The organism is Nocardiopsis ansamitocini (assembly GCF_030268225.1).
Lineage (GTDB): Bacteria > Actinomycetota > Actinomycetes > Streptosporangiales > Streptosporangiaceae > Nocardiopsis_D > Nocardiopsis_D ansamitocini.
In genome coordinates this window covers 654367-675640 of record NZ_BSQG01000002.1, presented here as the reverse complement: position 1 = coordinate 675640, position 21274 = coordinate 654367, and the positions used below count along the sequence as shown (strand labels likewise).

The window sequence follows — 21274 nt, the reverse complement described above, 5'->3', positions numbered from 1 at the left end:
CCACCGCACCACCCCCAACGCACCCCCCCACCTCACCACCACCCAAGCCCACCAACTCCTCCACGCAGCCACCGACCACAACCCCACCCTCACCCAGGTCTACGACGCCTGGCACACCCACACCCACGGACGCCAAGGCACCCAACTCACCCGCGCACTCCTCACCACCTGGGAAAACAACCCCACAGTCTCCGGCCTCCTCACCACTGAGATACAACGACTCAAAAACGCCACCCCCCTCCTCAGGGACATCAGCGTTCTAACCGTCCAAAAAATCCTCGACGCCTACCGAGGAAACACCCTCGACCAACTCACTAGAAACAAAAACTTCCACCCGAAAGTCAACCTCAATGAAACCGGAAAAATAAAACGACTCGAAAGCCTTGCCGATAAAGCCTCATTCCTCGAACAGGTCATCACCGCCTGGAACACCCAGCGCCAAATCAGCCCCGAACTCTTTACATCCCTCCAGAACATCTCCATCGCGACCCCCAATCCAAACCCAGAAATCCAACAACTCAAAAACGCCGCACCCATACTCAAGGATTCCAACAGCCAAACCATCCAGAGAATCCTCGATTCCTACCGCGACAACAACCTCACCCAACTCGCCAAAGAAAAAAACTTCCACCCGAAAGTCGACCTCAACAGAACCGGAAACAGAGAAGAACTCCAAAGCTTCACCAATAAAGCCTCATTCCTCGAACAGGTAGCCACCGCCTGGAACAACCAACGCCAAACCAACCCCGCACTCGCCGCCCTTCTCCCAGAACCAGCAACAATCCCCAATTTCCAAAAACTCAAAGACGCCGCACCCATCCTCAAGGATTCCAGCGGCGAAATTATCGAAAAAATCCTCGACGCCTACCTCAATAAAACCATCCAACAACTCGCCAAAAACACGAACTTCCGACCACAGGTCGACTTCAACGGCACCAGAAACAAAAAACAGCTTACAATTATCGCCGATAAAGCCTCATTCCTCGAACAGGTCACCACTGCCTGGGACACCCAACGCCGGACCAACCCCGAACTTTTCACTTCCCCCAACCAGGAATCCCCCGAAGCCATCAGGTCCGACCAAGAAGAAATTCAAAAACTCAAGAAAAACATCTCCACCTTCAAGGAAACCACCCCGCTCCTCAAGAATGCTAGTAGTCGAACCATCCAGAAAATTCTTGACGCCTACCGAAACAACACCCTCGACCAACTCGCAGAAAAAACGAACTTCTATCCACGAGTCGACCTCGACGGCAGCGGAACCAGAAGCCAAATCCGAAGGTCCGCCGATAAATACTCCTTCCTCACCCGAGTCAGGGATTCGTGGAACGCCCAACGCCAAACCGATCCCGAACTCGACGCCCTCCTCACCCCGCCCGCAAACACCGACGGCACATCCCGGCCCGCCCCCGAGGGCTCCATGGAGTGGAGCGCCACCGCAACCGACACCGGGTTCGGCCCAGTCCCTATGGACACCAGCACGGACACTGGCCTACCGGAGCCCAACACCGACTTTGGCACCGACGCCCCGATCAGCCCCGGATCCGCAGTCATCAACCCCGAAGTCGACACTCGCGCCGCAACCCCCAGCCCGATCCCCGAAATACAGCAACTCAAAAACGCCGCACCCATCCTCGAAAACTCCAGCAACCAAACCATCAACAAAATCTTCGACGCCTACCGAAACAACACCATCGACCAACTCTCAAGAGACACGAGCTTCAACCCGAGCATCAACCTCGATGGAGACAGAAAAAAACTCAGAAGCCAAGAAAAGAAATTCGAACTCCTTCATCAGGTCGTTACTGAATGGAACAACCAACGCCAAACCAACGACGCACTCAAAAACCTCCTCCCCACCCCAGCCGCACTCCCCACCAAGTCCAAGCCCGACCCCAAGCCCAAGCCCGACCCCAAGCCCGACCCCAAGTCCAAGCCCGACCCCAAGTCCAAAGAAGCCGCCATTCAGAAATTCAAAAACTCCACACCAATCCTCAAACACGTTTCCACAAATCTTGTCAAAAAAATAATCCAACATCACAGTAATGGTGAAATTGAAAAGCTGATAGAAAACAGAAGCTACAACCCGGTGATACCCAATGGGGAAAATGGCAAAAAAAATATCGTCAGCTTCCCCGAGAAAAGAGATTTCTTCAATCGAGTAATCGACGCCTGGAACGCCCAGCGCGCCGCCGATCCAGCGCTCGACGACCTTCTCCCGCCGCCCCCAGGGGGCGAGTCCAGCCACACCACCGTCCACCGGCAGAACCCCCCGGCACCCGCCCCCGCTCCGACGACGCAGGCCCCGAGCACCCCGGAGCCGCCGCGCAGCATCAACGACTTGTTCCGGGACGCGCTGCTGGGCGATCCGAACGACGGAACGACCTAGGCGAGAACGGTGTGACCGAGGACACGTCCCGGGCTCCGCGCGCCGTGCGCGTCGGCGAGCCCCTGTCCCGACCGGTCCCCGGACTGCCCGGGCATGTGGTGGACGGCTGTTCCCCGACCGGAGGGCCCACGACCTTCCGCAAGTGGGGGCGGATAGTCGAGAATGGTAGAAAGGGTGCGGCAGAAACAGGGAAAGACGCATCCGCCCCGGAGGCACCTCACCGGACGCGGCGGCCCTCTCCCGCCTGTCGACGCCCTTCAGAGCTTGTGGAAATGACGCCCAGCCGGTCGGACGGCCGCCGCCGTCCACCGCCGGCGCGGCCAGCGACACGGCCCGCCCCCGCGGGAAACCCCCACCCGCACCCGTGCAGCGCCAGGTTCCCCCCGGCCCCGCTCCCCCGCGCGGTCAGATCCGCCGAGGGTTTTGGAAAGGACGCCCGTCAATGACCGAGAAGTTCGAGGGTGCGCAGAAGAAGACGGCGCCCGAAGCGGACGCGGCCCCCGCCGCCCGCGACACGAGCCTCCCCGACGTCCCGCGCCCGGTGGCCGCGGACGCCGCGTCCTCCACCGACGCGGCCACGGCGGCCGAGGCCATCGCGCGCCCCCGCGCCTTCGACTCCGTGGGCGCCACGACCGGCGCGCCGCTGGAGGCCGTCGACCCCACCGCGCGGCTGGGCCGCCCCGGCGCCCCCGTGCTCGCGGGCGCGGCCATCGCCGGACTGATCCTGGTCGCCGCGCCCTTCGCGGTCTCGGCCGGCACCCAGGACGTGTCGTTGGAGACCGTCCCCTTGAGCGCGGGCAGCCTGGCGGACGGCGCGGACGGCTCCGCGGTCACCCAGGCCGGCCTGGACGCCGGCTCCGGTGACCGGCGCCAGGCGGCCTCCGGCGACGACGCGGGCTCCGGTGGCGGCGGGGGCGTCAACGACGCACCGGAGGACACCTCGGCGGGGTACGTGCCGGAGGCCAAGAAGGAGGAGAGCGGGGGCTCCGGGCCCCTCGGTGCCTCCCCCTCCCCCGGGGAAGACGGCGGGGAGTCCGGCGGCGGCGGGGCTGGAGCCCCGTCCGAGGAGGGCACCCGTGGCGGTTCGGTCGCCTCCTCCGGCGGGGAGCGGGAAACCGGCGGGGGCGCCGACGAGAAGGCGCCGGAGGCGTCGATGAAGGGCGAGGACGCCCCCGGGATCATCGACTCCCTGCCCGGCGTCGGCGGGTCGCAGGCCCCCAGCGGGGACGCGGCGCCGCCCGCCGAGAAGGGCGCCAAGGCCGCCGCCGCACCGGCCGAGGACGAGGAGGCCGCCGAACCCGAAGGGCGGATGAACGCGTTCTCGGCGGCGGTCCCCTCCGAGGAGCCGTCCGGGGAGCCCTCACCGGAGGGCGACGCGGAACCGTCCCCCGAGGCGTCCCCGGACGAGGCCGACGGGGAGGCCGCCGACGCCTCCGCGTCGCCCGAACCGTCGGACGCCCCCTCTCCGTCCCCCTCCGCCTCCCCCTCGGAGTCCGGCCCCGCCTACTCCGAGGTCGCCGGCCCCGGCTGCGCCGAGGACGGCCCCACCTCCTACGGCCGCACCGGCATGTGGGAGGAGGGCGAGGGCTTCGCCTCCTGGGCCACCCGCGACGCGAACACCGACGCGGAGGGCTGCTACGGCACCTACGACGCCATCCCCGTCTCGGGCGACCCCGAACGCGGCGACGGCCAGTTCGCGCACTGGACCTTCACCCCCGGCACGGCGGGCGCCTCGTGCGAGCTTCTGGTGTACGTGCCCGACGACGAGAGCCCGCTGTGGGTCGGGGAAGCGGAGGCCAAGTACCAGATCTTCCCCGGTGACCGGCCCGAGGGCGACTCCGTGGGCATCTTCGGCATCGGCCAGTCGGAGGTGCGCGGCGGCTGGGTGAAGGTCGTCGGACTCGTCTCTCCCGCCGAGAGTTTCACCGTCCAGCTCACCAACATCGGCGAAAATACTCTCGCCGACCAGGAGGGCAGGAGTTCCCACGTCGCGGCCGGAGCCATCAGGGCGACGTGCGACTGATCCCGGAATCCCCCGTCCGGAGCGGGCCCAACACCCCGTACCATCGCGCACAGGGCCGCCCGGGGCCCGGAATCGAGAAGAGGAAGACCAGATGGCCAGGCAACTCCTGACGGTAGCCCCGGACGGGCACACGACGATCGGAGCGGCGCTGGCCGCGGCGCAGAGCGGCGCCATCATCACCATCGCTCCAGGCCGCTACGAGGAGAGCCTGATGCTGCTCAAGGTCGTCACGCTGATGGCGCGGGACGGCCGGGGCAGCGTGGAGATCACGGCGGAGTCGGGCAGCGCGGTGATCTCGGGCGCGGAGGCGGTGAAGCTGTCCGGCCTGGTGCTGCGCGGCCGCGACGAGGAGCGGCCCGCCGTGGACATCCCCGCCGGACAGGTGGAGATGGCCGACTGCGAGGTGGACGGCTCGGCCTGGACGGCCGTCGTGGTGCGCGAGACCGGCGCGCTGGCGATGCGCGAGAGCCGCGTCACCTGCTCGGCCGGGGCGGGCGTGGTCATCACCACCGCCGAGACCAGCATCATCGAGGACTGCGTGATCGAGGACGTCGAGACCAGCGCGCTGGTCATCGGCGATCGCGGGCGGCCCACGGTGCGCTCCTGCGTGTTCCGCGACGTGCGCGGCAACGGGGTGTTCGCCAGCGGCCAGGCGTCCGGCCTCATCGAGGACTGCGACATCTCCGGGTGCGCCAAACCCGCCATCGCGTTGGAGGACGACTCCTCCACCGCCCTGCGCGACGTCCGGGTGCACGACTGCCCCGACGACGGCCTGGTGGTGTCCAGCCGCAGCCGCGTGGAGGTCGAGGACTGCCGCTTCGACGACCTGGGCGGGCGCGGCGTCGCCGTGCACAACGGTTCGGACCCCCAGATGCGCCGGGTCCGGGTGGCCCGCCCCAAGGGCGTGGGCATCCACGTGTGGAACAAGGCCCGGGGACTGTTCACCGACTGCGAGGTCGAGGATGCCGGGAGCGACGGCGTGCGCGCCGAGGACCGGGCGGCCACGTCCTTCATCGGGCTGACCGTGCGCGGCGGCAAGGGCGTGAGCGTGCTCGGCGGCAGCACCACCGAGTTCGACCGGGGGCTGGTCACCGGCACCGACGGCCCCGGGTTCGCCATCGAGGCCAGCAGCCCGTTCCTGCGGGGCATCGCCGTCACCGACACCCGCGGCCAGGGCGTGCGCTTCCGCAAGGGCGGCCAGGGCCGCCTGGAGAACGTCACGGTGGAGCGGACCGGCAAGAGCGCCGTGCAGGTGGACGAGCGCTCCCGGCCGCTGCTGACGGGGGTGCAGATCCGCGAGAGCCGCGACACCGGGATCACCGTGAGCGCGGAGGCGCGGGCCGACCTCCGCGACTGCGACGTCTCCGAGTGCACCGGCGACGGGGTCGCCGTCCACAACGGCGGCGAGGCGTCGCTGCTGCGCACCCGGGTCTACAACGGACGGCGCAACGGTGTGCTCGTGGCAGCCGGCGCGCGCTCCACCCTGCGCCGGTGCGAGGTCTTCGCCAACGCGGGTGACGGCGTCCTCGTGCACAGCACCGAGGACGTCCTGTTGGAGGACTGCTCGGTGCGCGAGAACGGGCGGGCCGGGCTGCGCCAGACCGTGCGCAGCGAGCGGGTCCGCGCCAACGACCTCCTGAGCAGCGGCAACGGCGTACCGGACTCCTACGGCGAGGACGCCGCCGGCGACTCCGCCCAGCTTCCGCCGCTTCCTTCGGGCGAGGCCGGCGGGCAGGACGAGGAGGAGCCCGAGGGTCCCTTGGCCGAGCTGGACGCGCTGGTGGGGCTGGCCAACGTCAAGCATGAGGTCAAGACGCTCATCAACCGCAACCAGATGGCCAAGCGGCGCGCGGAGATGGGCCTGCCCACGCCGCCGATGAGCCGCCACCTGGTCTTCGGCGGGCCGCCCGGTACCGGTAAGACGACGGTCGCGCGCCTCTACGGCCGCATCCTGGCCGAGCTGGACGTGCTGCGGTACGGCCACGTGATCGAGGTGGCGCGGGTGGACCTGGTGTCGCAGTACGTGGGCGGGACCGCGATCAAGACCACCGAGGTGTTCGAGCGCGCCAAGGGCGGCGTGTTGTTCGTCGACGAGGCCTACACCCTCTCGGGGGGTCAGGAGGGCGGCGGCAGCGGCCCCGACTTCGGCCGGGAGGCCATCGACACCCTCGTGAAGCTGATGGAGGACCACCGCGACGACGTCGTGGTGATCGTCGCCGGCTACACCGACGAGATGCAGGGCTTCCTCGCGGCCAACCCCGGTATGGCCTCGCGGTTCAGCCGGACGGTGGAGTTCCCCAACTACGAGGTCGACGAACTGGTGCAGATCGTCGAGAACATGTGCGGCACCCACCAGTACGAGCTGGTGGACGAGACGAAGGCCGCGCTGCGCACGGTCTTCGAGGGGATGCACCGGGGCGCCACGTTCGGCAACGGCCGCAGCGCGCGCAAACTGTTCGAGGAGATGATCGACCGGCAGGCGTACCGGCTGGGCGGCGACCCGCCGGACAACGCGGCCGACTTCACCCGGCTGCTGCCGGTGGACCTCGGCGTGGAGGTGTCGGAGTCGGAGAAGGCCGGCGAGAGCGTCGACGAACTCGCCCAGCTGCGCGCCGAACTGGACTCGTTGACCGGACTGAGCGAGGTCAAGGAGACCGTCAACGACCTCGCCAACCTGCTGCTCATGTCCAACCAGCGCAAGGCCATGGGCATGCCGGTGACCTCCATGAGCCACCACCTGGTCTTCACCGGCGCCCCCGGTACCGGTAAGACGACGGTCGCGCGGTTGTACGGCCAGTTGCTGCGCACCCTCGGCGTGCTGCCGTCGGGCCAGGTCATCGAAGCGGCGCGCTCGGACCTGGTGGGGCGCTACATCGGCCACACCGCGCAGATGACCACGGAGGTGTTCGAGCGCGCCAAGGGCGGCGTGCTGTTCATCGACGAGGCCTACACCCTGACCCCCCGGGGCGGCAGCGGACAGGACTTCGGCCAGGAGGCCGTGGACACCCTGCTCAAGCTGATGGAGGACCACCGCGACGAGGTGGCGGTGATCGTCGCCGGCTACACCGACGAGATGGCCCGGTTCATGGACTCCAACCCCGGTCTGTCCTCGCGGTTCAGCCACCGGGTGGAGTTCCACAACTACAGCGACGCGGAACTGGTCAGCATCATCGACGGCATGGCGCGCGGCTCCGGCTACGAGTGCGGTCCGGCGACCCTGGAGGCCCTGGCCGAGCACTTCTCGGCGGTCCCGCGCGGCTCGTCCTTCGGTAACGCGCGCTACGCCCGCCAGGTGCTGGAGCGCATGATCACCAGGCAGGCCGGACGCCTGGTGAAGATGGGCGGCGACATCGGCCGGGAGGACTTCAGCACGCTGCTGCCCGAGGACATCCCGCCGCTCTGACCCGGTTCAGGCCGCCCGGCGCTCCATCGAGGTGCGGCGCCAGTAGAGCAGTCCCGCCGCCGCGGCCACGAGGAGGGCGAGCGCCGCGGCGGCGCAGACGGCTTTGAGCAGCGGGGCGGGCAGGCCGGTCAGGCCGGTGTCCCGGACGGCCGTGTCGGCGGCCGTGGCGGCCGGGAGCAGGTTGGCGTCGCTGGCGCACACGATCGGCGCGGGGTCGGCGGCCAGGCCCGCGCAGGCGGTCACGGCCACCCGCCAGACGTCGGAACCGGTCTCGTTCATGAGCGCGGTGACGGTGCGCACCGCCTCCTCGCCCGGTTCGAGGGAGAGCTGCCAGGTGACGGCACCGCCGCGGACCTGCCCGCCCTCCCCCGGTCTGCGGAACTCCAGTTCCGGCGGGCCGGTCTGGGCGAGGGTGATGCCCTCGACCGCCCGCTCGCCGTCGTTGCGCAGGGTGAGGGTGTAGTCGGTCTCCTCCCCCGGCTCGATGCGGTCGCGGGAGTCGGTGAGGGAGATGGCCAGGGCCGGGAGGTCGGCGGGGTCGCGGTCGTCGGCGAGAGCGGGGACGGGGGGCAGAAGTGCCGCGGTGACGGCCGAGACCGCCACTCCCCGGGCAATACTCCTGGGTACAGCCATTGCACTCCTTTTCCCGACAGGACGACGCGAACGAGAAGATAGTAACTGAGTGCAATTAGACTGTCACGCCGAGCCACGAAACTTCAAGGTTCGGGTAGCGTCGGGCAAAGCGCGGCCCCCTTCGCGACGAACACGAAGGGGGCCGTTGCCCACCTCCCGCAGGAGGTGGGCCGATCGCTAGAGCTGGACCTGTCGCGTGGGACGACGCGCGGCGAAGACCGTCACCGCGCCGATCCCGGTGATCATGGCCGCACCGATCATGAAACCGGTGAGGTCGACACCGGTGACCGGGAGCTGCTCGTCGGCCTTGTCGCCCTTGGCGCCGGTGGTACCGGTCTGGCCGCCGTCGCCGGAGCCGCCGGAGCCGCCGCTGTTCCCGGCCGGAGCCGCGCCGCTGGGCCTGGTGTCGCCACCGTCGCCACCACCGGTGTTACCGCCACCACCGGTGCTGCCACCGCCACCGTTACCGCCACCGCCGGGGGTACCGGGACCGGGGGTCTCGCCACCGCCGCCGTTACCCGGAGGGGTGGTGGGCGGGGTCGTGGGCGGGTCCACCGGGGGGTCCACCGGAGGGTCAACGGGCGGGTCCACCGGGGGGTCCACCGGAGGGTCAACGGGCGGGTCGACCGGGGGGTCGATGGGCGGGTCAACGGGCGGGTCGACCGGGGGGTCGATGGGCGGGTCGACCTCGTCCAACATCGGGACGACGGCCGCGGGAAGCGTGACCGCCGCTTCCTGCGCCTCCTGGGCGAGGGCGTCCTCGACCGGTGCCTCCGGCGCGACAGCGCCGTCAGCAAGCGCAGGGGTCGCCGTGAAGCCGAAGGCAAGGATGCCAGCGGCCGTCACGCCGAGAGCACGTGCTGTGTAGGACATGCGTCTCCTCACTAGAAACAAAGGACAAAAGGGTTAATCAGGGGGAAGTGCGTAAAGGCCGTTGTTGCCGTCGACGACGACGGCCCGGCCGTCGAGCAGCCCCCACGGACGGGCCGCGTTCGGTTCCATCTCCTCGGGCAGTGCGTCGGCTCCCACCGCCACCTGCTCGCCGTCGAGCTCGCCGTAGAGGACGTCTCCGGCCGCGCTCAACGGCTTGAAGCCGCTGAGCACCCGCGTCTCCCGACTGTCCGGGTCGAGCAGGACGGACCCGTACGCCGCGACACCCGCCCCCTCGATCAGGTGGGCGTCCGCGAGCTCTTCGACCGCGATCGAAGCGGAGGCGACGACCGAGCCGTCCCTGGGGTCGTGGAACCCCAGGAGGACACGGTCGGCGGCCGGGTCCTTCCACCGCACGACGACGTAGTTCTCCGATGCCGTGAGCATCCGGCCCTCGTCCTCGGCCCCCTCGGGGGCGTCCGCCTCGACCTCGGTGGACGCCCCTTCGCCGGGAACCCAGAACCAGCGGGCGCCCACCGCCGCCATCAGGACCTCGGAGCCGTGCGCGAGCATGGCCCCGGCCCCCTCCGGCACATCGACCTCGACCAGCTCGTCGTCCTGCGGCAGCAGCACGCCGTCGTCGGTGGTGACGAGTGGCGCGCTACCGCCGAAGGTGACCTGGGCACCCGAGGCGAGCGGATACTCCACGGGGTCTCCCCCGCCGGTGGGCCAGAGCCAGAACGACGAAGGACCCACGACGACGACCCGGGGGCCGTCCGGTCCTTCGCCGAACCTCAGTAGGCCCTTGATCTCGCTGACGGGGAGAGGCAGTTCCCCCGACCACGACTGCTCACCGGAACCGTCGACGAGGGCGAGGCGTTCGTCGAGGGTGATGATCGCCGCGCTCCCCCCGTCCGGCGCGACGGCCGGCCGGGTCCCCGGGGCAAGGGGGATCCGCCAGTCCGCGGTGGAGGCGAAGCCGGCGGGCGGCGAACGCCCGTCCAGCAGCACCGGTCCTTCTCCGCCGTCCTGCGCCACCGTCTGACCGGGCAGGAGACCGATGACCACGACCACGCCGACCGCGACCAGCCCGATGGCCACCAGGCCGCCGATGACGGCCAGCGCGACCTTGGCACCGCCCTTCCCGCTCCGCGCGGGTTTGGGCTTGGGCTGCGGGAGCGGCGAGGTTTCGGTCAGGCCCCGCACGACCCCTCCCGGAGCGGCCTCCAGGCGAAGCACCCCGAAGTCGTCCCGCGCCTCGATGAGCACGGGGCGGCCGATGTGCGTGGCGTAGCCCGCGGCGAGGTCGAGGGCGATCCGGCGGGTCTCCTTCGCGCCCTCCCCCCGCACGGTCTGGGGCCGTCCCTCGATGGTGACCACCGCGCTGAGCTCGTCGGAGGCGATGACGACGGTGACCCGGTCGCCCGGCTGGGCGGACTGCGTCATGACACCTCCAGGCGACGGGCCGGGCGCGACACCGGCGAGGACGCACGCCGGCCGCCTCGGGACACGGTGCGAGGCGCGGACACTGTGATCATCACCGGCGTGAACCCGTTCGGGTACGGTTCGTGTCCGCCGTTGAGGCCCGGAAATCGCGTTGCGGGCCGATCGCGGACGGGGGGTGGAGAGAAGGAGGGGCGCAGGAGTTCCCCTTGATAGTGACGATCATACTGATTCTCGATTCTCCCTGCCCAGCCGTAAGAAACCAGGTTCCGGACGGCACCACTACTGGTTCCGGACCACCCGGTTGGTCGATGGTCGGGCCCGGGCACGCCTGATGAGCTGTGCCGACACCGAGGGCACAGTACCGGTGAAAGGGCACCCCGTGGCGATCCGCGACCGATTCCGTTATCCCCTCGTGCCCGACCAGCCACCGCATTGGCCACATTCGGCCGCTTGGATATTCGCGGTAAACCGGACCGTAACTCGGCGAGTTCGCTGGTCAACGAAGGAAACACCGGACGTCGCCCCCGGAACGTGCCCGGAAAAACCGGGGCGACCGGTGGAACCGGACTCCAATCAACCGATCCGCCGTCACCCCTGCCCGACGGAGTCGAGCAGCCAGTTGTACCGCAGGCGCAGCGCGCGCTCCGCGCCGGCCAGCGTGATCCCGAGCCCGAGCGTGACGTTGAGCCATGCGGGCAGGTCGACGGGTGAGGTGAAGGTGCCGAAACGCTGGGCCACGGGCGGCAGCAGGAAGGCCGCTTCGACAAGCTGGGGAAGTACGAGGGCCAGGGAGACGACGGCCAGGGCCAGGGAGGAGAAGCCGACCCAGCGGCTCAGCACGGGGTGCTCACGGTCGAAGCGCACGCGGCGCCCCTCGCCGGACCTCGGGTCCGGGACGAGTCGGTACTCGGTCCCCTCGACGGTGACGTAGTGGCAGCGCTTGAGGCCGAATGTCGACTCCTCCACCTCGATCGTGCCGCCCCGGACGGGGAAGGCCGCGGGGAGCACGGACTCGGCGTGGTGTCTGCCGTCGAGGTACAGGTGGGCCCTGCCCTTGCCGTCCTCGGACAGGAACCGCTGCCCGTGGTCGACGTCGACGGCATAGACGACCAGTCGGCCGTCGTCACCCTCCGACGAGAGGGAGAACAGGGCACGGGAGAGCGGCTGCCACCGGCGGAAGCGTTTCAGGGGGCGCCCGTCACCGGGTTCGACCCGCCGAGCGGCCCGACGCCGCCGCCATTCCTCGAACATCGCGGACTCCTTGTCATCGTGGGGAACGACTCGCCTGTATCGGGGCCGGTCCGGTCTCCAGGCCACCGGACCGGTTCAGATCCAGCCGTGCTCGGCGGCGACGCGCGCGGCCTCGTGCCGGTTCGAGGTGTCGAGCTTGGCGATGGCTGCCGCGAGGTGGTTGCGCACGGTCCCCCGGGAGAGCGAGACGCGCCGGGCGATCTCCTCGACGGGCGCGCCGTCGCGCGCCAGGGCGAGGACGTCGGCCTCGCGCGGGCTGAGCGGGGAGTCCCCCGCGCTGATCGCCTCGGCCGCTAGCTCGGGGTCGACGTAGCGCCCTCCGTCCGCGACGCTGCGCACGACCCGGGCGAACGTGCGGGAGGAGACGGTTTTGGGCAGGAAACCGCGCACGCCCGCGGCGAGGGCCGACTTCAGGTAGCCGGGGCGACCGTGCGAGGTGACGATGACGCAGCGGCAGTCCGGGAGTTCCACCGCGAGCCGCCGGGCCACCTCGATGCCGTCGGGCCCGGGCAGTTGCAGGTCGAGCAGGGCCACGTCGGGACGGACCCGCAGGGCCGTCGCCAGTGCCTCGTCGCCCGACGCGGCCCTGCCGACGACCTCGAAGTCGTCCTCCAGGTCGAGCAGTCCGGCGACGGCGTCGCGGATGAGGTGTTCGTCGTCGGCGACGAGGATGCGCGTCATGCGGGGTCTCCCTCCGGGGACGGGACGGTGGCGTCGAGCAGGAACCAGGTGCCGTCGCGGCGCGTGGTGAGGCGACCGCCCAGCGCACGGATCCGCTCGGACATCGAGCGCAGCCCCATTCCCCCGCCGACGGCAGCCGCGTGCGCGTCGAACCCGTCGGTCCGCGCGGAGCCCGCAGGAGCGGCCCCGTCGTTGGCGATGCTGAGGAGCACCTCCCCGTCCTCGTCGGCGGTCGCGAGGGTGACCCGGGTCGCCGCCGAGTGGCGCAGCACGTTGGTGACGCCCTCGCGCACGACCCACGCGAGCGCCTGCGCGCACTCCTCCGGCACGGGGTCCCCGGTCACCGTGCAGCGGATGCCGGCGGACTCCAGCAGTGATCGCGCACCCGACACCTCGCCCTCCCAGGTCGTGCGGAGCTCGCCGCGCACAACCCGGCGGACTTCGGTCCCGGCCTCATCGGCGAGGCGCCGGACCTCGGTGATCTCGGCCGCGGCCCGCTCGCCGTGGCCGCGCCCGACCAGTTCCGACGCCAACGAACTCTTGACCGCGATCGTCGCCAGGGTCCGGCCGAACACGTCGTGGAGGTCGCGGGAGATGCGCAGGCGTTCGTTCGCGAGCGCGAGTTCGGCCCGGGTCTCGTGCGCGGCCTGCAGCTCGCGCAGCACCCGCAGCATCCAGGCGCTCGACCAGCAGAGCCACAGGATGATGGTGGTCAGGACCACGGCGGACAGCAGGAGGACGAGGTCGGCGAAGCCGATGAGCGGGACGGTGAGGACGAGGGTCACCGCGTTGAGCAGCAGTGCCCGGCGCGCGTGGAGGGCGGGGACGAAGCTCGCGGCCGCCGAACCGGTCGCCGCGGCGACCGTTAGGCCCATCGCGGGGTGGGAAAGCATGGAGGCCACGACCGTGAAGGCGGCGAGGACCAGCAGCCACACGACGACACCGGCGAGGGGAAGACGCCGTGCGCGCCCGACGAGGGTGTCGATGCTCCACTTGGTGACGAGGACGTTCCCGGTGACGAGGAGGAGGCAGAGCACGACCGCCGCGACCGACACGGCGAGGGCCGCCCCGGTGAGCCGGTCCGCCTCGGCGGCGCTCCGGAGGAGGGTGCCGACCGGCATCGAGACGGCCAGGTAGGCGGACCAGCGCGCGTAGGTCTCGAACTTGCGGGCGCCGACCGGTGGTGAGTCGCTCATGACCGCCATTGTCGCGTCACCCCCGCACCGACTGCGGACCCGAGGGGGTCAGGACCGGTCCCGTCCGGCGCGTGCGCAGCCACACCACCGCCGTGATCGCGACGACGGCGGCGCAGAGGACGAGCACGGCGGGCGACCCGGCCCCAGCCGACCGCTCGAAAATGGAGTCGAAGTCGGAGTGCATGACGATGTCGAAGAGGAAGAGGAACGTGTTGTTCAGCGCGTGCACGACGATCGCGATCTCGATCCCGCCGGTGCGCCAGGTGATGAGGGCCAGGCTGACGGCGGACGTGAAGTACCAGAGGTTCAGCCACGGGTCGGTCGAGAGGTGGATGACCATGAACACCAGGCTGGAGACCAGGACGCCGGAGGCCAGTCCCGCACGCGGGCCCCGGCCCCAGCTCCCGGCGACGCGGAGGACGAGCCCGCGCAGGCCGTACTCCTCCCCGGCCGACTGCAAGGGCGCCAGCAGGACGGTGAAGACGAACATGGCGGCCAGGCCCGCTGACGACCAGTACGCCTGCTCCTTGGGCACGAGGAGGCTCAGGACGACCGAGGCGATCAGCCAGACGGGGCCGATGAACATGACCGCCCGCCCGAACACATCGAACCTGAAGCGCGACACCACGGAGTGCAGTGAGGCTGCGCGCACGCCGTAGAGCCACCGCTGGATGGCCATGCTCCACGGGATGAGCAGGGCGATCGAGGACAAGGTGGCGGCGTGGAACAGCGGCGTGTACACGGGGCCGCTCCCCGCTGGCGCGGTGGTGGCCGACCGCGTGTCGATGAAGGCGGCGGCCTCGGAGAGGACGACGCCGAAGACGAACAGGCCGGCCAGGAGGAGCACGATCGCGAGGATGCCGCGCCCGATCCGGCGCTTCTCCCCCGCGAGCACACGGTGGTACTCCACGCCCGGCGGCACCGGCCACGGGCCGCGGCTGCGCCGGGGCGGTACCGCGGGGCCGTCCGGGGAGGTCGGGGAGGTCCGCACCGCTCCGGGGTCCGCTGGCGGGGTCGGGGGCGAAGGGAAACGGTCGTCGTCGAGGTGCATGTCTCGACGCTAATCCGGCATAGGGCCATTACAGAGTGTCGCCGATCATGGGTTTTCTCCGCGTCCCGCACGGGTCGGGCATGACATCTGTCATGCCCGACGGGGCCTTCGCCGCCTCCCGGCCGACGTCTACAACGGTCGTGGCGGTCAGGGTGCAGAGGGCCGTGCGGCGCGCAGTTCCCGCCAGGCCCTGCGCATGCCCGAGAGCCAGCGGTCGCGGTCGCCCGCACGGTGCTGCTCCATGACCGCGGCCTGCGGCTGGGGCAGGATCAGGAAACGGCCCTCCGCCAGCGCAAGAACCGCGGACTCCGCGACGTCCTCGGGCTCGATGTACGCCCCGCCGAGCCGGGTCGCGGCGGCGGGCCCGTCCTGGGCGGTCATGGCGGTGTTGACCCCCATGGGGCACAGGCAGGAGACGTCGAGGCCGTCGTCGCCGTAACGGACGGCCAGCCATTCGGCGAAGGCGACCGCGGCGTGCTTGGTGACCGAGTAGGCGGCGGAGTCGACGTTGGTGAGCAGCCCCGCCGCCGAGGCGGTGATCATGATGTGGCCGCCGCCGCGCCCCACCATTCGGGGCACCAGAATCCGGGCGACGTGCAACGTGGCCCGGACGTGGACGCGCCAGGAGACCTCCCAGTCGGCGTCCCCGCCCAACTCCTCGCCCCGCGCGACACCGGCGTTGGCGCACCACAGGTCGATGGGGGCGGTCTTCTCGACCTCCTCGACGACCGCGGCCACCGCGGCGGCGTCGGTGACGTCCAGGGTGATGCCGTGGGCCCGCTCGCCCAACCGGGCGGCGGCCTCTGCGGCCTGTCCGCCGTCGCGGTCGGCGAGCACCACCCGGGCGGCTCCCCCGCGCAGGAGGCGATCGGCGAGTGCGTACCCGATACCGCCGGCACCACCGGTGACGACAACGGTGCGGCCGGCCACGTCGAAGGGGCGTCCCATGCGGGGTCTCCAGTTCTTCAGGTCTTGCAGGGGGTCGAACGTTCTTCAGGGGGTGGGAACGGGTGGTCTTCCCAGGGCTTCCGGGCGATCACGGTTCCCGTGGTCACCCATGACCGCACGCCCGGGCGCGTTCGGGCGGCCGCGCAGGCGGTGGTGGGGTGGAAGCAGGTCTTTTCCGGCCGCCGGGCGGCGATCGCAGCCCCCAGGGGGTCATCCCGCGACGACCAACCGCCCGATCGTCGTCCCGTCGGCCAGCCGCTGAAGCGCCCCGGGGACCTCCCCGAGAGCGAGCGTCTCGCTGACCACCGGCGTGATCTGGCCGCGCGCCGCGAGGTCGGTGAGCTGTTCGTGGCATTCCCGCACCAGGGCGGGCGCACGGCGGACGTAGAGCCCCCAGTGCAGTCCGAGCAGCGAGTAGTTCTTGAGCAGGACGTGGTTGAGTGCGGGCGCGGGAATGGTGCCGCCGGCGAAGCCGACCACCACGACGCGCCCCTCGAAGGCCACGCACTTGGTGGAGCGAGTGAAGGCGTCGCCCCCAACGGGGTCGAAGACGACGTCGGCGCCGCGCCCCCCGGTGACCTCCTTGACCACCGGAACGAAGTCCTGGGTGTGCCGGTCCACGACCACGTCGGCGCCCAGCGCGCGGGCATGGTCCGTCTTCGCCGCACCGCCCACGACGCCGATCACCCGGGCGCCGGCGGCCTTGGCCAACTGGACCGCCGCACCGCCCACGCCCCCGGCCGCCGCGTGCACCAGGACGGTCTCCCCTGCGCGCAGCTCCGCTCGGCGGTGCAGTGCGAACCACCCGGTCTGATAGCCGATGAACAGTGTGGACGCCTGGGCGTCGGAGAGCGTTCCCGGGGCGGGCAGAACCTCGGCGGCGGTCATCAACGCGTATTCGGCGAACCCGCCGTGGGGCAGCACCGGCGAGCCGATCACCCGGTCGCCGACCGCGATCCCTGGGATGTCCGGGACCCCCTCGCCGACCGCGACGACCTCGCCGCACACCTCGACGCCCGGGGTGAAGGGCAGCGGGGGCCTCTCCTGGTAGTGGCCGCGGCACAGCAGCGCGTCGGGAAAGTTCAGTGCCGCCGCGCTCACCCGAACGAGCAGCCGGCCGGGGCCCGGCTCGGGGCGCTCGACCTCCTCGGCCCTCAGGACGGTGCCGGGCTCGCCCGGTTCGTGGACCCGCAACGCTTTCACCGCTTGCCTCCGACACAGAGAGCGCGATACCGACCGGTCGGTAATGAGTGAAGCGTCTGCCCGCTGTTTCCGTCAAGGCCGGGGGCCGTGCGGCGTTGAGGTAGATTTCGAGGGGCAATTCAGCGACGAGACGAGTACCGGTGACTGTGGCAGCGCATACCTCGACCAGCAAACTTCCCGAAGCGGTCGGCGAGGCTGCCCGGCGGCGCACGTTCGCGGTGATCTCCCACCCCGACGCGGGCAAGTCCACCCTGACCGAGGCGCTGGCGCTGCACGCGGCCGCCATCACCTCCGCGGGCGCGGTGCACGGCAAGGGCGACCGCAAGGGCGTCACCTCCGACTGGATGGAGATGGAGCAGGCGCGCGGGATCTCCATCACCTCCGCGGCGCTGCGCATCGACTACGACGACTGCGTCCTGAACCTTCTGGACACCCCCGGCCACGCCGACTTCTCCGAGGACACCTACCGGGTCCTGGCCGCCGTGGACGCGGCCATCATGCTGCTGGACTCCGCCAAGGGCCTGGAGCCGCAGACCCTCAAACTGTTCGACGTGGCCCGCAACCAGGGCATCCCGGTCATCACCTTCGTGAACAAGTGGGACCGCCCCGGGCGGGAGCCCCTCGAACTCCTCGACGAGATCGAGCAGCGCATCGGCCTGCGCCCCACCCCGTTGAACTGGCCGGTGGGCATCGCCGGTGACTTCCGCGGCCTCATCGACCGCGTGGAGGGCGGCTACACCAAGATGCGCCGCACCCCCGGCGGCGCGACCCGCGCCGAGGAGGAGCGCCTCTCCGACGACCAGGCCGAGCAGGTCGAGGGCGAGACCTGGACGCAGGCCCTGGAGGAGATCGAGCTCCTGGGCGAGATCGGCGCCGACTTCGACGAGGAGTCCTTCCTCGCCGGGAAGTCCTCGCCCGTGCTGTTCGGCGCGGCGCTGACCAACTTCGGCGTGGCGCAGTTGCTGCGCACGCTGGTGGACCTCGCGCCGGCGCCCAAGCCGCGCTCCGACGCCGAGGGGACCCCCCGGCCGATCGAGGCGCCCTTCTCCGGTCTGGTCTTCAAGATGCAGGCCAACATGGACAAGCAGCACCGCGACCGGATGGCGTTCGTACGGGTGTGCTCGGGCCGCTTCGACCGCGGCATGGTCCTCACCCACGCCGCCTCGGGCCGCCCCTTCGCCACCAAGTACACCCAGGCGGTGTTCGGCTCGGAGCGGCACACCATCGACACCGCCTTCGCCGGTGACGTGATCGCGCTGGTCAACGCGCACGCCCTGAGCGTGGGCGACACCCTGTACGAGGGCAAGCCGGTGCACTTCCCGCCGATCCCCAGCTTCGCCCCCGAGCACTTCATGGTTGCGCGCGCCCTGGACGCCGGGCGCTACAAGCAGTTCCGGCGCGGCATCGAGCAGCTGGACTCCGAGGGCGTGGTGCAGGTCCTGGTCTCCGACGTGCGCGGCGAACAGGCCCCCGTCCTCGCGGCGGTGGGCCCCCTCCAGTTCGACGTGGTCAAACACCGGATGGAGCACGAGTTCCGCGCGCCGATCGAACTCTCGCCGCTGGACTACGCGGTGGCGCGCCGCACCGACGCCGCCTCCGCACCGATCCTGCACGGGCTCTCCGGCGCCGAGGTCCTCACCCGGCGCTCCGACGACGAGCTGCTGGTCCTGGTGCACAACAAGTGGCGCCTCAAGGTCATCCAGCGCGACCAGCCGGACCTCGTCATGGAGGCGCTGTTGGCCGGCGGCGTGGAGGACTCGGCCTGACGCGTGGTGGCGCCGTGCCGGGCCCCCGCGGCCGGCCCGGCGCCACCACGGGTCAGCCGAACTGGAAGGCGCGTTTGGCCAGCCCGTACCAGAACCCGTCGATGACGGTACTGGCGGTCTCGGTGGTGGTGCTGCCGGCCCCCAGGGACACGAACAGTGGGGCGAGGTGCTCGCTGCGCGGGTGGGCGATGTCCGCGGCCGGAGCCTTGACCCGCCAGTCGAGCAGGGCGTCGACGTCACCGCTGTGCGCGGCCCGGCCGGCCCAGTCGTCGAACTCCACCGACCAGGACGGCGGCTGGTAACCGGGCCCCTGGCTCATGTCCACGCAGGACAGGTTGTGGGTGAGGAAGCCGCTGCCCATGATCAGCACCCCCTCGTCGCGCAAGGGGGCGAGGCGCCGGCCGACCTCGAACAGGTCGCGCGGATCCAGGGTGGGCATCGAGATCTGGAGCACCGGAACGTCGGCGTCGGGGTACATCTGCTTGAGCGGGACGTAGGCGCCGTGGTCCAGCCCGCGCCCGGGGTCCTCGGCGACCGGGATCGCGGAGCCGCCCAGCAGCGCGCGCACCGAGGCCGCGAGGGCCGGGGCGCCCGGTGCCGGATAGGTGACTTCGTAGTAGCGCCGGGGAAAGCCCCAGAAGTCGTAGACCAGCGGGACCGTACTGGTGGCGCCCAGGGTGACGGGGGCGGCCTCCCAGTGGGCGGACACGATGAGCACGGCCGTGGGCCGGGGCAGGTCGGCTGACCACCCGGCCAGTTGGCCGGTCCACAGCGCGTCGTCGGCCAGCGGCGGGGCCCCGTGGCCGAAGTACAGCACGGGCATCCGGTCGGTCCCGGTCCGCGGATCGGCGTCGGTCATGACCCCTCCTTCACCGCTCCCGCACGGAGCACCAGAAGTCTATCTAGAAAAAATCTTCCCAAGAAGATAGTAGACGATGCGGAACGGAGCGCCAACTGGCAGCGGAAATCGGGGCCCGTCCACCAGGAGCAGGCCCACCTCCTTCGCCCCGGCCCGCTCGGGGCACGATCCCTGCCGCGCCGGACACGGGAGCAAGGACGGCGGGCGATGACCGAGCCCCCTCATCCGCGCCACGCCGTCCCCTGAGGGGAGGTGGGCCCCGCCGGTCGGCCCGAGGGCCGGCAGCCGGCACGGACCGGGGGCACCACGCCTGCTCACAACCGTCGACACGGATGCCGGGCCGCTTCAGCACCACCGGTGGGAAGCGCGGCCCCTCCCGGCCACCGGCGGGCAGGCGGGAGGGCGCGGGCCCCCGACCGCAGTGTCCGTCAGTGCACAACCGCCACCGGGCCGTGGGCGCCGTGGAGGACCGACTGGCTCACCGAGCCCAGGAGCAGGCCGGCGAAACCGCCGCGGCCGCGCGATCCGACGACGACCAGGTCGGCGGGCGTCGCCGCCTCCAGCAGGGCCACGACCGGGTGCGCACGGACGACACGGGCGTCGACCGCCACCTGCGGGTAGCGCTCGCGCAGGTCGACGATCCCGTTGGACAGTGTCTCGCGGGCGCTGCCGGCCACGGCGTCGTCGTCGAAGATCTCCGCGGGCACCGGCCCCATGGTCATGGCGAACGCGGTGATCGGCTGCCAGGCACACACCGCGACCAGTTCCGCCCCGCGCTCGGCCGCCTGGGCGAAGGCGAACTCGGCGGCGCGCCGCCCCTTGTCCGAGCCGTCCACCCCCACGACGATGCGTCCCCGCGCACCGCGCACCGCCTCATGCTTGTTGGGCAGGACCACCACCGGAAGCGGGGAGCGCGCGGCGAGTTCGACGCTCACCGACCCGCCGAACGCAGCGGCGAGGCTGCCGCGCCCCCGCGACCCGACGACGACGAGGGCCGAACCGGGCTCGTCGGCGACTTCGAGCAGGGCGTCGGCCGCGGGCCGGGAGACGAGCCTCGTGGCCACGTCGAGTTCGGGGTATAGCCGCAGGATCCAGTCGCGAGCGTAGGCGAGCAGGGCTTCGGCGTCCTTGACCCGTGGGGAGTCGGTCGCGGCCCCCCGGGAACGGAGCAGCTCCGCGAAGGGGCCGTCGACGTCGGGCACCTCGACGGCGGCCACGATGTGCAGCCCCATACCCAGGAACCGGGCCTCCTGGGCCGACCACTCCAGGGCATACCTGCTGGAGTCGGAGCCGTCCACCCCGACGATCACCCTGCGCACCTCGGCCATGTCACTCATCCGTACCGCTCCGCTCCCGCTCACCGACCAACCTCGGCACCGCTCACGTGGCGCCCCTGGTCGTATACCCGATGCCCGAGGATTCAGCCGCAAGCCCGACGTCGCGCCGCCCGCAAGGAGAGAGGATCGTGGTGGGGGACGACGCGGCGGTGCGGTGCCCCGATCGCACCCGCCGCACTCAGTAGGTTACGAAGGGCAAACCAATGACAACTGGGGGT

Annotated in this window: 14 protein-coding genes and 1 pseudogene; 4 read left to right on the top strand and 11 right to left on the bottom strand. The window is 70.6% G+C overall.

Features of this window, described 5'->3' with window-relative positions:
* The 3 genes and pseudogenes from QSJ59_RS09690 to QSJ59_RS09680 form a co-directional block, all read left to right on the top strand.
* A pseudogene (locus QSJ59_RS09690) lies at nt 1–2389 on the top strand (hypothetical protein); the annotation flags it as partial.
* A gap of 442 nt (nt 2390–2831) precedes the next feature.
* The gene (locus QSJ59_RS09685) at nt 2832–4412 is read left to right on the top strand and encodes a hypothetical protein (protein ID WP_285758735.1); all 1581 of its coding nucleotides are present in this window, start codon (nt 2832–2834) and stop codon (nt 4410–4412) included.
* Between the two features lie 91 nt (nt 4413–4503).
* Entirely contained in the window at nt 4504–7815 is a 3312-nt protein-coding gene (locus tag QSJ59_RS09680; protein WP_285758734.1) for a right-handed parallel beta-helix repeat-containing protein, read from the top strand.
* Between the two features lie 6 nt (nt 7816–7821).
* Here QSJ59_RS09680 and QSJ59_RS09675 read toward each other — a convergent pair whose 3' ends face one another.
* The 9 genes from QSJ59_RS09675 to QSJ59_RS09635 all read right to left on the bottom strand — a co-directional run bounded on the left by QSJ59_RS09675 (nt 7822) and on the right by QSJ59_RS09635 (nt 17094).
* Nucleotides 7822–8448 (bottom strand): hypothetical protein, encoded by a 627-nt coding sequence (locus QSJ59_RS09675; protein ID WP_285758733.1) that lies wholly within the window; start codon nt 8446–8448, stop codon nt 7822–7824.
* 177 nt (nt 8449–8625) lie between these two features.
* Nucleotides 8626–9321, bottom strand: a complete 696-nt coding sequence (locus QSJ59_RS09670) for a hypothetical protein (RefSeq protein WP_285758732.1) — start codon at nt 9319–9321, stop codon at nt 8626–8628.
* Between the two features lie 33 nt (nt 9322–9354).
* Nucleotides 9355–10764 carry a hypothetical protein gene (locus tag QSJ59_RS09665; protein WP_285758731.1) on the bottom strand — a complete coding sequence of 470 codons (1410 nt, stop codon included), beginning with the start codon at nt 10762–10764 and terminating at the stop codon, nt 9355–9357.
* Between the two features lie 588 nt (nt 10765–11352).
* The gene (locus QSJ59_RS09660; protein ID WP_285758730.1) at nt 11353–12015 is read right to left on the bottom strand and encodes a hypothetical protein; all 663 of its coding nucleotides are present in this window, start codon (nt 12013–12015) and stop codon (nt 11353–11355) included.
* A 75-nt stretch (nt 12016–12090) separates the two neighbouring features.
* A complete protein-coding gene (locus QSJ59_RS09655) occupies nt 12091–12696 on the bottom strand; it encodes a response regulator transcription factor (RefSeq protein WP_285758729.1) in 606 nt (201 codons plus the stop codon).
* Nucleotides 12693–13892 carry a sensor histidine kinase gene (locus QSJ59_RS09650; RefSeq protein ID WP_285758727.1) on the bottom strand — a complete coding sequence of 400 codons (1200 nt, stop codon included), beginning with the start codon at nt 13890–13892 and terminating at the stop codon, nt 12693–12695. Before QSJ59_RS09650 ends, QSJ59_RS09655 begins: the two co-directional genes overlap by 4 nt.
* Nucleotides 13893–13908: 16 nt before the next feature.
* On the bottom strand, nt 13909–14943 hold the full coding sequence (locus tag QSJ59_RS09645; protein WP_285758725.1) for a CPBP family intramembrane glutamic endopeptidase: 1035 nt from the start codon (nt 14941–14943) through the stop codon (nt 13909–13911).
* A gap of 147 nt (nt 14944–15090) precedes the next feature.
* Nucleotides 15091–15891 carry an SDR family oxidoreductase gene (locus tag QSJ59_RS09640; protein ID WP_285758723.1) on the bottom strand — a complete coding sequence of 267 codons (801 nt, stop codon included), beginning with the start codon at nt 15889–15891 and terminating at the stop codon, nt 15091–15093.
* Between the two features lie 210 nt (nt 15892–16101).
* The gene (locus tag QSJ59_RS09635; RefSeq protein ID WP_285758721.1) at nt 16102–17094 is read right to left on the bottom strand and encodes an NADPH:quinone oxidoreductase family protein; all 993 of its coding nucleotides are present in this window, start codon (nt 17092–17094) and stop codon (nt 16102–16104) included.
* A 140-nt stretch (nt 17095–17234) separates the two neighbouring features.
* Here QSJ59_RS09635 and QSJ59_RS09630 point away from each other — a divergent pair, with 140 nt between their 5' ends.
* On the top strand, nt 17235–18860 hold the full coding sequence (locus tag QSJ59_RS09630) for a peptide chain release factor 3 (RefSeq protein WP_285758720.1): 1626 nt from the start codon (nt 17235–17237) through the stop codon (nt 18858–18860).
* A 52-nt stretch (nt 18861–18912) separates the two neighbouring features.
* Here the strand turns inward: QSJ59_RS09630 and QSJ59_RS09625 are convergent, their stop codons facing one another.
* Nucleotides 18913–19719: a dioxygenase family protein gene (locus QSJ59_RS09625; RefSeq protein ID WP_285758719.1), complete on the bottom strand. Its 807-nt coding sequence runs from the start codon at nt 19717–19719 to the stop codon at nt 18913–18915.
* Between the two features lie 428 nt (nt 19720–20147).
* Nucleotides 20148–21056 (bottom strand): universal stress protein, encoded by a 909-nt coding sequence (locus tag QSJ59_RS09620; RefSeq protein ID WP_432707454.1) that lies wholly within the window; start codon nt 21054–21056, stop codon nt 20148–20150.
* Nucleotides 21057–21274: the final 218 nt, after the last annotated feature.